Raw genomic sequence first — 13,502 nt, 5'->3', positions numbered from 1 at the left:
CGGAGTGCAGATACCCGGAGCAGCGAGCCGGGTCGAGGCGCAGGGTTGCAGCGAGCAGGGGCTCGGGCGCGGCGGAAGAGACCGTAGGGGCGGGGTGAATGGCCGGGGGTGCGGGTCAGGGCATTGCGGGGTTCGGAAGTCGCCGTTCGGGGAGGGCGGCAAGCGTGAGGCACTGACCGCTCGGTGCGACTACTCCCCCAGCCTCCCCAGGTATGCCCGCAGCAGCGTCTTCAGTTGGTTCAGGAGGGCCGTGTCGCCCTCGGGGGACGTGCGGAACGCCTCCTGGGTGACCGCGTCCGCCGCGAGGAAGGCGGTGCGGCAGGCGGTCGCGGCTTCGGGGGTGTCGGGGAGGAGGTGTTGGGCGACGAGGGCCCGGTGGAGGCCGGCGGTCATGGTGTGTTTGTGGCGGCGGTCGGCCTCGCGGGTGGACTCGGTGAGGTGGCGGCCGAACCAGAGCGCACGGAAGCCGGGCTGGGAGCGGTAGAGGCCGGTGAAGGTGTCGACGAGGACCGTCACCGGGTCGGTCCAGGTCTCCTCGGCGGAGCGGGCCACCAGGGACTCCATCTCCGACTCCAGGCGGCCAAGATAGAGATCCGCCAGCGCCTCCACGATCGCGTCCCGGTCCGGGAGGTACTGATACAGCGCCCCCACCGAGACACCCGCCTCGGCGGCCACCCGCGTCGTCGTGAGGACGTCCACCCCCTCCTCGACGAGCAGCCGTTCCGCCGCCGCCAGCACCTTCGCGACCTTCTCCACCGACCGCGCCTGCCGAGGCCGCCGCCTCAACCGCACCCCGTCCAGCTCACCCGGCTCCATCACACCCGACTCCGTCCCTCGCTCGCACCCGAAGTTCCCAGCATCCCGAGCGCCGGGTGTCGGGGGTGCCGGGAGCGCCGAGCGCTACGGCCACCGGGCAACCCGAGCCCCACGCCCGAAGCCCCGGACCGGACCGGACCGAACCCCGGAGCCCGGAGTCCAGACCCCGTGGCCTGCGCCCTCCGCCCCAGCCCCCGGCATCCGCACCCCTGGCGCCAGTCCCGAAGCCCCGGACCCCGAGCCTCAGCCGACGGCATCCGCACCCCGGACGCCAGGCCCGAAGCCTCAAGCCCCGGACCCCACGCCTCAGCCGACGGCATCCGCACCGCCCGCGCCAGTCCCGAGATCCCGAGCCCCACCCGCCGAGCCTCAGCTCTCACCATGCCCGGCCCCCCGAAAAACCCGAGTTCCCTGAATCCTGAAACCAAACGTGACTTTGTTTCATGTTCAGGTTAGCTTTCGCGTCATGGCGGAGGCGACACCGGACATGGCGCAGGCGCGGCAGGCCGTCGCGGAGGCGAGCCGTCGGCTCGCGGAAGCGGGGCTGCTGATCGGCACGGCGGGGAACGTGAGCATGCGGGTGGGCGACGCGGTGGCGGTGACGGCGACCGGCGCGGTGCTCGCGAGGATCACGCCGGACGAGGTGACGGTCGTCGGGATGGACGGCGGACTCCTCGCCGGAGACCTCGCGCCGACGTCCGAACTGGAGCTGCACCTCGGGGTGTACCGCAGCGCGGGCGCGGGCGCCGTCGTCCACACGCACTCCCCACGGGCGACCGCCCTCTCCCTCGTCCTCGACGAACTCCCGTGCGTGCACTACCAGATGCTGCTGCTGGGCGGCGCCGTACGGGTCGCGCCGTTCGCGGTGTTCGGCAGCCCGGAGCTCGCGGAGTACGTACTCGCCGCGCTGGCGGGCAAGTCGGCGGCGCTGATGGCCAACCACGGCGCGGTGACGCACGGTCCGACGCTGGAGAAGGCCGTGGAGAACGCGCTCCTCCTGGAGTGGGCCTGCGACGTCTACGCCCGGGCCGCCGCCCTCGGCACCCCGCGCGCCCTGGACGAGGAGCAGCAACTCGCGGTCATCACGGCCGCGTTGAACAGCGGGTACGGCAGCACACGCGCGGCGAAGCCGTGAGCGGTCTCAGTGAGGGAGTTCTCGTGAGTCAGTCGGTGATTGCGCTCGGCGCCCATGTCTTCGACGTCCAGGTCCGCCCCGTCGACTCCATCCCGGACGGGCAGGGCGCGACGCTGGTCGACCAGATCCGGTTCGGCCCGGCGGGCACGGCGGCCGGTACGGCGGTGACGCTGGCGAAGCTGGGCGCGTCGGTCAGGACGGCCGGCGCGATCGGGACGGACCCGATCGGCGACCTGATGCTGAGCCTGCTCGGCACGTTCGGCGTCGACACCTCCCTCGTCGTCCGCCGCGAGGACGCCCAGACCTCCGCGTCCGTGCTGCCGATCCGGTCCGACGGCAGCCGGCCCGCGTTCCACGTGCTGGGCGCGAACATCACGTACGGCCCGGACGACGCACCGCACGCGGAGATCGCGGCGGCCACCCATCTCCACCTGGGCGCACCGGAGTTGATGGGCGGGGAGGCGGCGGCGAAGATCCTGCGGCCCGCGCAGGAGGCGGGGACGGTCACCTCGGTGGACATCCTCGCGGGCGGCGACAGCGGGCTGTTCGACTGGATCGCGGACGCGCTGCCGTACGTCGACCATCTGCTGCCGAACGAGGAGCAGGTGCTCGGGTTCACCGGCGCGGAGAGCGTGGAGGCGGGGGCGCGGGTCTTCCTGGAGCGGGGGGTCGGGTCTGTCGCCGTGACGCTGGGGGCGCGCGGGGCGCTGGTGGTAACGGCGGAGGAGACCGTGGCGGTACCGGCGTTCGCGGTGGACGTCGTCGACACGACGGGCTGCGGGGACGCGTTCTCCGCCGGGTTCCTGCGGGGGCTCGGGCTCGGCCGTACGCCGCGTGAGTGCGCGGTGCTGGGGTGTGCGGCGGCGGCGTTCGTGGCGCGGGGGCTCGGCAGCGACCACGGGGACTTCGACCTGGCGGCGCTGGACGCGTTCGCGGCGGAGACACCGCAGCTGAAGGCCGACTGAGCCGGCCCGGAGGGCACACCAGGAACTCTTTGCGATCTTGCGGGGAGCCCATGAACCGGCCCCCACCTGCGCGGAGTCCGCATTGTCCCGCTTCAACCGCCGCTCGGTAACCGCGAGTTCACCGGGCGGCCCTTCACCGGCGTTCTACGCGCGTGGTGTTCTGCTCGGGCCCCGCCACCCCACCTCACTCCCCTGGCGGGCACTCAACCGAGCAGGAGCCCCCATGTTGTGGAAGGTCATCGCCCGTACCGGTGTCGCACTCGCGGCCGGTGCGGCGGTCGTCGCCGGCGCCGTCCCCGCGAGCGCGGCGAGCTACTCCGCGTTCGCGTTCTCGCAGAGCGGCGGCCAGCCCCAGATCTACGACTTCATCGACTCCGCGACCAGCTCGCTCGACATGACGATGTACGAGCTGGAGGACACCACCGCCGTGAACGACCTGATCGCCCTGGAGAACAAGGGCGTGACGGTCCGGGTCGTCCTCGACACCGCGCACCAGTCCGCGAACGCCTCGGCGTACACGGCGCTCACGAACGCGGGTGTCGGGGTGGTGTGGTCGTCGACGTCGTTCACCTACACGCACCAGAAGACGATCACCGTCGACGGCGCCAAGTCCCTCGTCCTGACCGGGAATCTGACGTCTCAGCACTACGCGACGGGCCGGGACTACGGGGTGTTCACGGACGACAGCCGCGATGTCGCCGCGATCGAGAAGGTGTTCGCCGCGGACTACGCGGGCACCTCGGTCACCCCCACCGACGGCGACCACCTCCTGTGGTCCCCCACCGACGCGCGCACCCGTCTGCTGTCGGTGATCAACGGTGCAACCACCACGCTGGACGTCGAGGAGCTGGAGTTCAGCGACAGCGCCGTCGTCAAGGCGATCGCCGCGCGGGCCTCGGCGGGCGTCAAGGTCCGGGTCGTGCTGGAGAGCCCGTCGTCCTACGCCTCCGAGGTCTCCCAGATCGAGTCGGCGGGCGGCACGGTCGTCGGCTACTCGGACCCGGACGGGTTCTACATCCACGCGAAGGCGATGGTCGCCGACTACGGCCTGAGCACCCAGGCGGTGGAGGCCGGTTCGATGAACATCAGCACCAACTCCCTCACGAAGAACCGCGAGTTGGGCATCATCCTGACCGGCACGGGCGTCGCCCAGCCGGTCGCGCAGACGATCGAGACGACCTTCGCGAGTGACTACGCGGGCGGCACGGCGGCCTGAGCGCACGGGGGCGCGGCGGTCTCTGAACCGCCGCGCCCGCAGAGCGAGTTCACGCGCTCATCGCGTCCCGCACCAGCGCCGTGTCCACGAACTGTTCGAACCGGACGATCAACCCGCCCCGGACCACGAAGTGGTGGGCGACGCGGACGTCGATCGGCTTGCCCGTGGCCTTGTTGGCGGCCGTGTAGCGGGCGAGGACGACGACGTTCTCGCCGTCCACGACGTACGTGTCGTCGTGGGCGGTCCAGTCGTCCCAGTCCCGGCCGAGCCGCTCCATGACGGCGGCGGTGACGCCGTCGGGGGTGCGGTAGGTGCCGGCGAGGGGGAAGCCCGCCATCTCCGTCCACTCGACGTCGGGCGCGAGGGTGGCGCGCAGGGCGTCGAGGTCGCCGGCGGCGGAGGCGAGGTACTGGCGGCGGACGACGTCCGCGGGGCTGTCGTACGTCATCGTCAGCCCCACGTCATCTCGCCCTTGGCGACCTTCGCGCCGATCTGCGCGGCGATCAGCATGCCGTGGTCGGGGTAGCGGGCGACGAGCGCGGCGGTGAGGGCGGCGCCGTCGGCGGCATTGGCCAGTTCCTCCTCGAAGGCGACGAGGTAGGCGCGGGTCGCGGCGATCGCGGAGGCGTCGGCGGCGGTGCCCGGGAGACGGTGGCCGGGGACGACGAGGGCCGGCTCCAGCGCGGCCATCTCGTCGAGCACGTCGATCCAGGCGGCGCGGTCGCCGGGGGTCGGGGTGTCGGCGACCCAGACGTGCTCCTGCTGGAAGAGCAGGACGCCGCCGAGGAGGGCCTGGTGCTCGGCCTGCCACAGGTAGTGGCGGTCGGGCAGCGCGGCCGAGCCGCCCTTCAGCTCGAAGCGGTGGCCCTCCAGGGTGAGGTCCCCGGTGAGCGGCTCGATGTCGACCAGCCGGGTGGGGAGGTTCGGGCCGAGCGCCGCCCACGCCTTGAGCTTGCCCTCGTAGGAGTGCGCGATGTGCTCGATGACGAGCGGGGTGGCGACGAAGCGGGCCTCGGGGAAGGCGTCCGCGAGGACCTCGGCGCCGAAGTAGAAGTCGGGGTCGGCGTGGCTGACGAAGACGGTCGTCAGCGTCTTGCCGGAGTCGAGGACGGCGGCGGCGAGCCGGTGCCCGTCGGCGCGGGTGAACGCGGCGTCGACGAGCAGCGCCTCGCTCTCACCGGTGACGAGCGTCGCCGTCTTGTTCTTGCTGCCGGCCGGGAAGTCCAGGTCGAGGACGGTGAAGTCCAGGGTGCTCATGGGGGCTCCTTGGGAAGGCGAGGGTCAACCTGACGACACAGTATCTGACTGTACAGGTACTTGCGGAAGGCGTGCCCCTCATACCCTGCCCGGAGCCCCCGCTCAGGTCAGTTCCAGCAGGTCCTCCTGGGTGAGGACGACCCCGGCGGCCCCCATGTTGTCCTCCAGGTGGGCCACGCTCCCCGTCCCCGGAATCGCGAGCATCACCGGCGACGAGGCCAGCAGCCGGGCGAGCCCGATCCGCGGGACGCTCACCCCGTGCCGCGCGGCGACCTTCGCGAGCCGTGGGTCGTCCGGCTCGTGCCCGCCGCCGACCGGGAAGAACGGCACGAACGCGATCCCGGCCGCCTCGCACAGCCCGGCCAGCTCCACCTCGTCCCGCAGTCCGGCGCGGTACTGGTTCTGGACGGCCGTGACCGGCGCGATCGCGCGGGCCTGCGCGAGGTGGTCCGCGTCGACGTTGCTGAGCCCGAGGTGCCGGATCAGCCCCTCCTCCCGGAGCGCCGCGAGGGCCTCGAAGCGGGCGGCGAGGGGTTCGCCGTGCGGGATCTCCATCGCGCCGATCCGCAGGTAGACGAGGTCGAGGCGGTCCACGCCGAGCGTGTCGAGGTTGCCCTCGACGAGCGCGCGCAGCTCGCCGGGGGCGGCGTGGGTGAAGCCGCCGCCCTGGAAGAGGGGGCCCACCTTCGTGGCGATCGTCAGCCCCGCCGGGTACGGGTGGAGAGCCTCGCGGATCAGGGTGTTGGCGCGGACGGCGCCGTCGCCGCTGAGGTAGAAGTCGGCGGTGTCGATGTGGTCGACGCCCAGCTCGACCGCCCGGCGCAGGACGGTCCGGCCGGACTCCGGGTCGCGGGCCGCGCCGAACATGCCGCCCTTGGAGGGCAGCCGCATCGCGCCGAAGCCGAGGCGGTGCACGGGCAGGTCGCCGCCGAGGGAGAAGGTGTCGTTCATGCCGGCCAGCCTGCCGGGCGGCGGACCGGCCGCACGAGCCGCCGGCACGTTCCTGCCACGCGCGACAATAGGGGGATGGCAGCGATCACGACGCTCCGCGGCGACCTCGAACTCCGCGCCCGCCTCGGCCCCCTCACGGCGGACGACGCCGAGTTCGTCAGCGTCTCCCCCGACCTCGACACCTGGCCCGGCGCCCGCGAGGGCGCCCTGCGCCGGCTCCGGGAGGGCGGGGCCGCCCGCGCCCGCAAGCTGTTCGGCCCCGGGGTGCTCGCGCGGGAGCGGGACCGGCGGCTGCTCACGGAGCTGGCGGCGCGCGGGACGGCCGTCCGGATCGCGCGGGGGCCGTTGCCGCAGGGGACCGTGTTCGTCGGGGGGCGGACGATGATCCTCACCGACCCCTCGGCCCGCCGGACGTATCTGATGAGCGCCGAACCCGCCCTGGTCGCGGGGGCGTTCGCGCTGTTCGAGGCGGCCTGGCGGAGCGCCACCGACCTCGGGGAGCTGCTCGCCGGGCGGCCCGTGGTCGACGAGCGGGCGCGGCCCGTGCTGCGCGCCCTCGGTTCCGGTCTCACCGACGAGGCCGCCGCCCGAGGGCTCGGCATGTCCCTGCGGACCTACCGCCGCCGGGTCGCGGAGCTGCTCGTCGCGCTGGACGCGGAGTCCCGTTTCCAGGCGGGGGTGCGGGCGGGCGAGTGGGGGCTCTCCCGAGGCTGAACGGGGCTGGACTGGGCCGAACAGGACTGGACGGGGCTGAACTCCCTTGCCTCGCCGGTGAGTTCAGCGGCGGATCAGGCCGCCGTCGACCAGGTGGACCTGGCCGGTGACGAACGCCGCCTCGTCGGAGGCGAGGAACGCGACGAGGTGGGCGACGTCCTCGGCGGTCTGCTCGCGCTTGAGGCTCTGGAGCTGCGCGTGCTCCCCGAAGAACGCCTCGCTCAGCTCGCGCCGGGTGGTCGGGGTGCGGACGACGCTCGGGCCGATCGCGTTCACGGTGACGCCGTGGCGCCCGAGGTCGGTGGCGAGGGCGTGCGTGAAGCCGTTGACGGCGCCCTTCCCGGAGACGTACGCGAGGAACATCGGCGGCGCCTCCCAGTAGCTGGACGACGACATGTTGATCACCCGCCCGGCCGGCGAGTCCTTGAGGTCGGCCAGGAACGCCTTCGTCACCAGGAAACAGCCGTCCACGTTGATGGAGAACAGCCGTTTCCACTGGTCGTACGAGGTGTTCTCCAGGTCCCGCAGCATGGCGATCGCCGCGTTGTTGACGACGACGTCGACGGGCCCGAGGGCCTCGCGGACCGCGAGCGCGAAGCCGTTGACCCGCGTCTCGTCGGAGACGTCGGCCCTCGCGGCGAAGAACCGGCGGCCCTGCCCCTCGACGAGCGCCCGTGTCTCGTCGGCGTCGTCGACGTCGAGCACGGCGACGTCGGCGCCCTCCTGGGCGAGCCGCGCGGCGATGCTCCGCCCGATACCGGCGGCGCCGCCCGTGACGACGGCGACCCTTCCTTCCAGACGTCCGGCCATGACAAGTCCCTTCTGTTCGCGTGCGGGCCCGCTGAGCGCGAGCCCGCCGAATGTGAGTCCGCCGGGTGCGGGCCGGGTCAGTCGCCGAGCGTGACGACGATCTTTCCGCGCGCCTTCCCGGCGGCGAGGACCGCGAGCCCTTCCGTGGCCCGCTCCAGCGGCAGGACCGCGTACACGTCGACGGCGAGCGTGCCGTCGGCGGCCTGTTCCGCCAGGGGTTCGACGGTCTCGCGCAGCGGGCGGGCGTAGACCGTGGAGCCGGTGAGTCCGGCGGCGGCGAGCGCCTCCGGGCCGGGCACCCCGGTCGTGGTGGCGACCCGGCCGCCCGCGCGGACGGCGTCGAGCGGGGCGTCCTCGGAGGTGAGGTGGATCAGCGCGTCGACCCCGCCGGGGAAGAGGCCCCGCACCTGGCGGGCGACCGGCCCCGCCGCCCGGTCGACGACGAGCCGCGCGCCGAGCGCGGTGAGCCGCGCGCAGTCCTCCGCGCCCCCGGTCGCGACGACCCGCGCCCCGCGCAGCGCGAGGAGCTGGACGGCGTACCGGCCGACACCCCCGGTCGCGCCGTCGACGAGCACGGTCTCCCCGGGTCCGGGATCGATCCGGTCGACGGCGGCGAACGCGGCGGCGGAGGCCAGCGGCAGCGCGGCGGCGGCCACGAAGTCGAGCCCGAGGGGTCTGGGTACGACGGTCTCGGCGGGCAGGAGCGCGTACTCGGCGAGCGTCCCGGCGCCCAGCGGGGCGGCCAGCGGGGTGTGCCCGAACACCTCCTGTCCCGGTCTGACGTGGTCGACCCCGGCGCCGACGGCGAGCACGGTCCCGGCGGCGTCCCGGCCGAGGACGAGGGGGTACGTGTAGGGGAAGCGGTCCGCGAGCAGCCCGGCGGCGAGGACGTTGTCGAGGGGGTTGAGCCCGGCCGCGCGGACGCTCACCAGGACGTGCCCGGGGGCCACTCGGGGCCGGGGCACCTCGCCGACGGCGGGTTCCCCGCCCGCCTCGGGGACGCGCAGCGCGCGCATCAGCGCAGCCCCGCCGCGAGTGCGCGCAACTCCCGGACGGCCGGCCCGAGATCGCCCCGCACCAGCCGCCCCGCGCGCTTCACGACCCGGCCCGCGACCAGGACCGTGTCCACGTTGTGCGGGCCGGCGCAGGTGACGACGGCGGCGATCGGATCGCGTTCGGCGGTCAGGCAGTTGAGGTCGTCCATCCGGATCAGGACGACGTCGGCCTGCTTGCCGGGGCGCAGGGAGCCGGTGCGGTCGGCGAGGCCGAGGGCGGCGGCGCCGTCGAGGGTGGCCATGCGCAGGACGTCCGCGACGGTCATCCGGGGTTCGTCGGTGAGCTGGCTCGCGAGGAGGGCGGCACGCATCAGGGAGAACATGTCGCCGGGCGCGGAGGTGACCGCGTCGACGCCGAGACCGGTGACGACACCGGCGCGGCGCAGGCGGCCGGCGACGGGCGCGCTGTTGCCGAGCGCGGCCTCGGCGCCGGGGGCGGCGCAGGCGGTGGCGCCGGAGTCGGCGATCAGCTTGAGCTCGTCGTCGTCGAGGGTGTTGCCGTGGACGTAGAGGGTCCGCTCGCGCAGCAGGCCCGCCTCGCGCAGGGCGGTGACCGGGCGCTCGGCGAGGGGGGTCGCGGCGACGTGGAAGGTGACCGGGAGGTCCAGTTCGTCGGCGGTGCGCCACTCCTCGGCGACCAGCTGGAGCGGGGTGAAGGAGGGGCCGAGCGGGGCGTAGGCGAGAGTGACGAGGGCCTGGTCGTCCGCGAGACGTTCGGTGCGGACCCGGCGCAGGCCGGCGAGGCCGTCGCCGCCGGTGACGGGGGTGCCGTAGCCGTAGACCGCGCGCAGGCCGGCGTCGGTGAGGGCGTCGATCGCGGCGTCGGCGTGGTCGGGCGAGTAGACGATGTGGGAGTAGTCGAGCTGGGTGGTGATGCCGGAGTCGAGGCACTCCAGGGCGCCGGCCAGGGTCGCGGTGCGGACGTCGGCGGGGGTGAACTGGGGGCCGCAGTGGGCGAGGAGGCCCAGGTACGTGCCGAGGTCGGTGTCGACGGCGGCGCCGCGCAGGGCGGACTGCCAGAGGTGGCGGTGGGCGTCGACGAAGCCGGGCAGGACGATCCGGTCGGTGGCGTCGATGACGGTGGCGCCCGCGTCGGGGAGCCCCCGGCCGAGGGCGAGGATACGGCCGTCCTCGATCAGGACGTCGGTCGCGGGGCTCACGTGGGGTTCGGGCTCGGTGTCGACGACACGGCCGCCCCGGATCAGGATACGAGGATCTTTCACACCGAGAAAGCTACCTCAAAAGCCAACCAGAAAGCTATTCACAAAGCTTTCCACTGAAGGGAGAGGGTGGCTCCCCTGCGCGAGGAGCCACCCTCCGTCCCCTCAGACGTTGCGCCGGTACTGGCCCCCCACCTCGAAGAACGCCTCCGTGACCTGCTGGAGCGTGCACACCCGGGCCGCCTCCATCAGCACCGCGAACACGTTCCCGTCCCCCATCGCCGCCTCCTTCAGCGCGGCCAGCGCCGCGTGGGACGCGTCGCGGTGGGACACCTGGTAGGCGCGCAGCCGCTCCAGCTGGGACCGCTTCTCCCCCTCCGTCGCCCGCGCCAGCTCCACCGGGCCGGGGGCGGCGGTGTCGGCGTGCGGGTTGCGGAACGTGTTGACGCCGACGATCGGCAGCGTCCCGTCGTGCTTGCGCTGCTCGTACAGCATCGACTCGTCCTGGATACGGCCCCGCTGGTAGCCGGTCTCCATCGCGCCCAGCACCCCGCCGCGCTCGCTGATCCGCTCGAACTCCTGGAGCACCGCCTCCTCGACGAGGTCGGTCAGCTCGTCGATGACGTACGACCCCTGGAGCGGGTTCTCGTTCATCGCGAGCCCCCACTCGCGGTTGATGATGAGCTGGATCGCGAGCGCCCTGCGCACCGAGTCCTCGGTGGGGGTGGTGACGGCCTCGTCGTAGGCGTTGGTGTGCAGGCTGTTGCAGTTGTCGTAGAGGGCGATCAGCGCCTGGAGCGTCGTGCGGATGTCGTTGAAGTCCATCTCCTGGGCGTGCAGGGAGCGGCCCGAGGTCTGGACGTGGTACTTCAGCTTCTGGCTGCGCTCGTTCGCGCCGTACTTCTCCTTCATGGCGACCGCCCAGATCCGGCGGGCGACGCGGCCGAGGACCGCGTACTCGGGGTCCATGCCGTTGGAGAAGAAGAAGGAGAGGTTGGGGGCGAAGTCGTCGATGTGCATGCCGCGCGCCAAGTACGCCTCGACGTAGGTGAAGCCGTTGGCGAGGGTGAAGGCGAGCTGGCTGATGGGGTTCGCGCCGGCCTCGGCGATGTGGTAGCCGGAGATGGAGACCGAGTAGAAGTTGCGGACCCGCTGCCGGATGAACCACTCCTGGACGTCGGCCATCATCCGCAGGGAGAACTCGGTGGAGAACAGGCAGGTGTTCTGGCCCTGGTCCTCCTTGAGGATGTCCGCCTGGACCGTGCCGCGCACGCTCGCGAGTGCCTCGGCGCGCAGTTCCGCCGCCTCCTGCTCGGACGGTTCGCGGCCCTGTGCCGAGCGGAACGCGTCGACGCGCTGGTCCATCACGGTGTTGAGGAAGAACGCGAGGACGGTCGGGGCGGGGCCGTTGATCGTCATGGACACGGAGGTCGTCGGGGCGACCAGGTCGAACCCGTCGTAGAGGGCCTTCATGTCGTCGAGGGTGGCGACGGAGACGCCGGAGGTGCCCACCTTGCCGTAGATGTCGGGGCGTTCGTCGGGGTCGCGGCCGTAGAGGGTGACCGAGTCGAAGGCCGTGGACAGCCGGGTCGCGGGCTGGCCCTCGGAGAGCAGCTTGAAGCGGCGGTTCGTGCGGAACGGGTCGCCCTCGCCCGCGAACATCCGCGCCGGGTCCTCGCCGTCCCGCTTGAAGGGGAACACCCCTGCCGTGAACGGGAATTGCCCGGGCAGGTTCTCCCGGCGCCAGAAACCCACCAGCTCGCCGTGGTCGGTGGACCGGGGCAGCGCCACCCTCGGGATCGCGTTCCCGGAGAGGGACTCCCGGGTCAGCCGGGTGCGGATCTCCCTGCCGCGTACGGTCACGATCTGCTCGTCGCCCGAGTAGGAGGCCACGACGGCGGGCCAGCCGGCGAGCTGGTCGGCGATGTCGCTCGGGACGGCGCGGTGGGCGTCCTTCAGCAGCGGCGCGAGGTTCGCCGCGTCGGCGCCCGCCTCGGCCAGCTCCTCCCGCACCGCCTCCAGCCGCTGCAACCGGCGTGCCGCGTCGGCGAGTTCGAGGGTGCGGGCGTGGTAGGCGCGGACGGTGTCGGTGATCTCGGCGAGGTAGCGGACGCGTTCGGCGGGGACGACCTGGCGGATGCCGGAGGAGTGCCGGACGGCGACCGGGGCGAGGGCGCCCTCCTCCAGCGGGAGGCCGCGCTCGGCCAGCGTCGCCCTCAAGTGCTGGTAGAGCGCGGTCACTCCGTCGTCGTTGAAGGTCGCGGCGCTCGTGCCGTACACCGGCATGTCCTCGGGCTTCTTCCCGAACGCCTCGCGGTTGCGCACGAGTTGGCGGCCGACGTCCCGCAGCGCGTCCTTCGCGCCCCGGCGTTCGAACTTGTTGATGGCGACCGTGTCGGCGAAGTCGAGCATGTCGATCTTCTCCAGCTGGGAGGCCGCCCCGAACTCCGGTGTCATCACGTACAGCGAGGTGTCGACGAACGGCACGATCGCGGCGTCGCCCTGACCGATGCCGGGGGTCTCGACGATCACCAGGTCGAAGCCTGCGGCCTTCACGACGTCGATCACGTCGGAGAGGTGCTCGGGGAGTTCGCGGCTGCCCCTGGTGGCGAGGGAGCGGAAGAACACCCGGTGCCCGTCGAGGGAGTTCATCCGGATGCGGTCGCCGAGCAGGGCGCCGCCGCCGCGCCGCCGGGTCGGGTCGACGGCGATCACCGCGATACGCAGCTTGTCCTGCTGGTCGAGGCGGAAACGCCGGACCAGTTCGTCGGTCAGCGAGGACTTGCCGGAGCCGCCGGTGCCGGTGATGCCGAGGACCCGGACCGTACGGGTCGTGGCCCGCAGGGCGGCGGTGAACTCCGGGGGAAGTTTGCCGAGTTCGGCGCCGGTGATCGCGCGGGCGGTGGCGAAGCGGTCGCCGGCCAGCACCGCGTCGGCGTCGGCGGGGCGGCCGTCCCACAGGTCGAAGTCGCAGTCCTTCACGACCGAGTTGACCATCCCGGCGAGGCCCATCCGCTGCCCGTCCTCCGGCGAGAAGATCGTCACGCCGGAGGCGCGCAGCCGGGTGATCTCCTCGGGCACGATGACGCCGCCCCCGCCGCCGACCACCCGGACGTGGTCCGCGCCCTGTTCGCGCAGGGACTCCACCAGGTACTCGAAGTACTCGACGTGTCCGCCCTGGTAGGAGGAGACGGCCACGCCGTGCGCGTCCTCCTCCAGCGCCGCGTCCACGACCTCGCGCACCGAGCGGTTGTGACCGAGGTGGATCACCTCGGCGCCCTGCGCCTGGAAGATGCGCCGCATGATGTTGATCGACGCGTCGTGCCCGTCGAACAGGGCGGAGGCGGTGACGAGCCGGACGGGGTGCGTGGGCCGGTGCAGTTCGCTCATGGGGGCCTTCCAGCAACGTGCGACCAGATACTT

Annotated in this window: 12 protein-coding genes; 4 read left to right on the top strand and 8 right to left on the bottom strand. The window is 72.8% G+C overall.

The window, feature by feature from the left end; all coding sequences use genetic code 11:
* Nucleotides 1–189: 189 nt before the first annotated feature.
* Nucleotides 190–816: a TetR/AcrR family transcriptional regulator gene (locus ABZX85_RS04780; RefSeq protein ID WP_355863086.1), complete on the bottom strand. Its 627-nt coding sequence runs from the start codon at nt 814–816 to the stop codon at nt 190–192.
* Nucleotides 817–1,282: 466 nt separating this feature from the next.
* Here ABZX85_RS04780 and ABZX85_RS04775 point away from each other — a divergent pair, with 466 nt between their 5' ends.
* From ABZX85_RS04775 to ABZX85_RS04765, 3 genes are all read left to right on the top strand, one after another.
* A complete protein-coding gene (locus ABZX85_RS04775) occupies nt 1,283–1,951 on the top strand; it encodes a class II aldolase/adducin family protein (RefSeq protein ID WP_355862531.1) in 669 nt (222 codons plus the stop codon).
* 23 nt (nt 1,952–1,974) lie between these two features.
* Nucleotides 1,975–2,916, top strand: a complete 942-nt coding sequence (locus ABZX85_RS04770) for a sugar kinase (protein ID WP_355862530.1) — start codon at nt 1,975–1,977, stop codon at nt 2,914–2,916.
* A gap of 223 nt (nt 2,917–3,139) precedes the next feature.
* Nucleotides 3,140–4,132 (top strand): phospholipase D-like domain-containing protein, encoded by a 993-nt coding sequence (locus ABZX85_RS04765; RefSeq protein ID WP_355862529.1) that lies wholly within the window; start codon nt 3,140–3,142, stop codon nt 4,130–4,132.
* 49 nt (nt 4,133–4,181) lie between these two features.
* Here ABZX85_RS04765 and ABZX85_RS04760 read toward each other — a convergent pair whose 3' ends face one another.
* The 3 genes from ABZX85_RS04760 to ABZX85_RS04750 form a co-directional block, all read right to left on the bottom strand.
* Nucleotides 4,182–4,592: a nuclear transport factor 2 family protein gene (locus ABZX85_RS04760; RefSeq protein ID WP_355862528.1), complete on the bottom strand. Its 411-nt coding sequence runs from the start codon at nt 4,590–4,592 to the stop codon at nt 4,182–4,184.
* The gene (locus tag ABZX85_RS04755) at nt 4,583–5,389 is read right to left on the bottom strand and encodes an MBL fold metallo-hydrolase (protein ID WP_355862527.1); all 807 of its coding nucleotides are present in this window, start codon (nt 5,387–5,389) and stop codon (nt 4,583–4,585) included. The genes ABZX85_RS04760 and ABZX85_RS04755 overlap by 10 nt, the downstream gene beginning before the upstream one ends.
* Nucleotides 5,390–5,491: 102 nt before the next feature.
* On the bottom strand, nt 5,492–6,340 hold the full coding sequence (locus ABZX85_RS04750) for an aldo/keto reductase (RefSeq protein ID WP_355862526.1): 849 nt from the start codon (nt 6,338–6,340) through the stop codon (nt 5,492–5,494).
* A gap of 75 nt (nt 6,341–6,415) precedes the next feature.
* Here ABZX85_RS04750 and ABZX85_RS04745 point away from each other — a divergent pair, with 75 nt between their 5' ends.
* Nucleotides 6,416–7,054: a DNA-binding response regulator gene (locus ABZX85_RS04745; protein WP_355862525.1), complete on the top strand. Its 639-nt coding sequence runs from the start codon at nt 6,416–6,418 to the stop codon at nt 7,052–7,054.
* A 63-nt stretch (nt 7,055–7,117) separates the two neighbouring features.
* On the opposite strand, the gene ABZX85_RS04740 is transcribed toward ABZX85_RS04745, so the two are convergent.
* From ABZX85_RS04740 to icmF, 4 genes are all read right to left on the bottom strand, one after another.
* A complete protein-coding gene (locus ABZX85_RS04740; RefSeq protein ID WP_355862524.1) occupies nt 7,118–7,864 on the bottom strand; it encodes an SDR family oxidoreductase in 747 nt (248 codons plus the stop codon).
* A 77-nt stretch (nt 7,865–7,941) separates the two neighbouring features.
* Nucleotides 7,942–8,880: an NADP-dependent oxidoreductase gene (locus tag ABZX85_RS04735; protein ID WP_355862523.1), complete on the bottom strand. Its 939-nt coding sequence runs from the start codon at nt 8,878–8,880 to the stop codon at nt 7,942–7,944.
* A complete protein-coding gene (locus ABZX85_RS04730; RefSeq protein ID WP_355862522.1) occupies nt 8,880–10,142 on the bottom strand; it encodes an amidohydrolase family protein in 1,263 nt (420 codons plus the stop codon). The genes ABZX85_RS04735 and ABZX85_RS04730 overlap by 1 nt, the downstream gene beginning before the upstream one ends.
* A gap of 102 nt (nt 10,143–10,244) precedes the next feature.
* On the bottom strand, nt 10,245–13,469 hold the full coding sequence (gene icmF / locus ABZX85_RS04725; RefSeq protein ID WP_355862521.1) for a fused isobutyryl-CoA mutase/GTPase IcmF: 3,225 nt from the start codon (nt 13,467–13,469) through the stop codon (nt 10,245–10,247).
* Nucleotides 13,470–13,502: the final 33 nt, after the last annotated feature.

Source organism: Streptomyces sp. NPDC004539 (genome assembly GCF_040610055.1).
Lineage (GTDB): Bacteria > Actinomycetota > Actinomycetes > Streptomycetales > Streptomycetaceae > Streptomyces.
The sequence above is the reverse complement of the archived record's forward strand: the minus strand, read 5'-3'. Positions and strand labels throughout refer to the sequence as shown.

Bases quoted from the DNA above. Each gene is read 5' to 3' on its own strand.
- ABZX85_RS04780 (WP_355863086.1), bottom strand. From the start codon at position 816: ATGGAGCCGGGTGAGCTGGACGGGGTGCGGTTGAGGCGGCGGCCTCGG.
- ABZX85_RS04775 (WP_355862531.1), top strand. From the start codon at position 1,283: ATGGCGGAGGCGACACCGGACATGGCGCAGGCGCGGCAGGCCGTCGCG.
- ABZX85_RS04765 (WP_355862529.1), top strand. From the start codon at position 3,140: ATGTTGTGGAAGGTCATCGCCCGTACCGGTGTCGCACTCGCGGCCGGT.
- ABZX85_RS04755 (WP_355862527.1), bottom strand. From the start codon at position 5,389: ATGAGCACCCTGGACTTCACCGTCCTCGACCTGGACTTCCCGGCCGGC.
- ABZX85_RS04750 (WP_355862526.1), bottom strand. From the start codon at position 6,340: ATGAACGACACCTTCTCCCTCGGCGGCGACCTGCCCGTGCACCGCCTC.
- ABZX85_RS04745 (WP_355862525.1), top strand. From the start codon at position 6,416: ATGGCAGCGATCACGACGCTCCGCGGCGACCTCGAACTCCGCGCCCGC.
- ABZX85_RS04740 (WP_355862524.1), bottom strand. From the start codon at position 7,864: ATGGCCGGACGTCTGGAAGGAAGGGTCGCCGTCGTCACGGGCGGCGCC.
- ABZX85_RS04735 (WP_355862523.1), bottom strand. From the start codon at position 8,880: ATGCGCGCGCTGCGCGTCCCCGAGGCGGGCGGGGAACCCGCCGTCGGC.
- icmF (WP_355862521.1), bottom strand. From the start codon at position 13,469: ATGAGCGAACTGCACCGGCCCACGCACCCCGTCCGGCTCGTCACCGCC.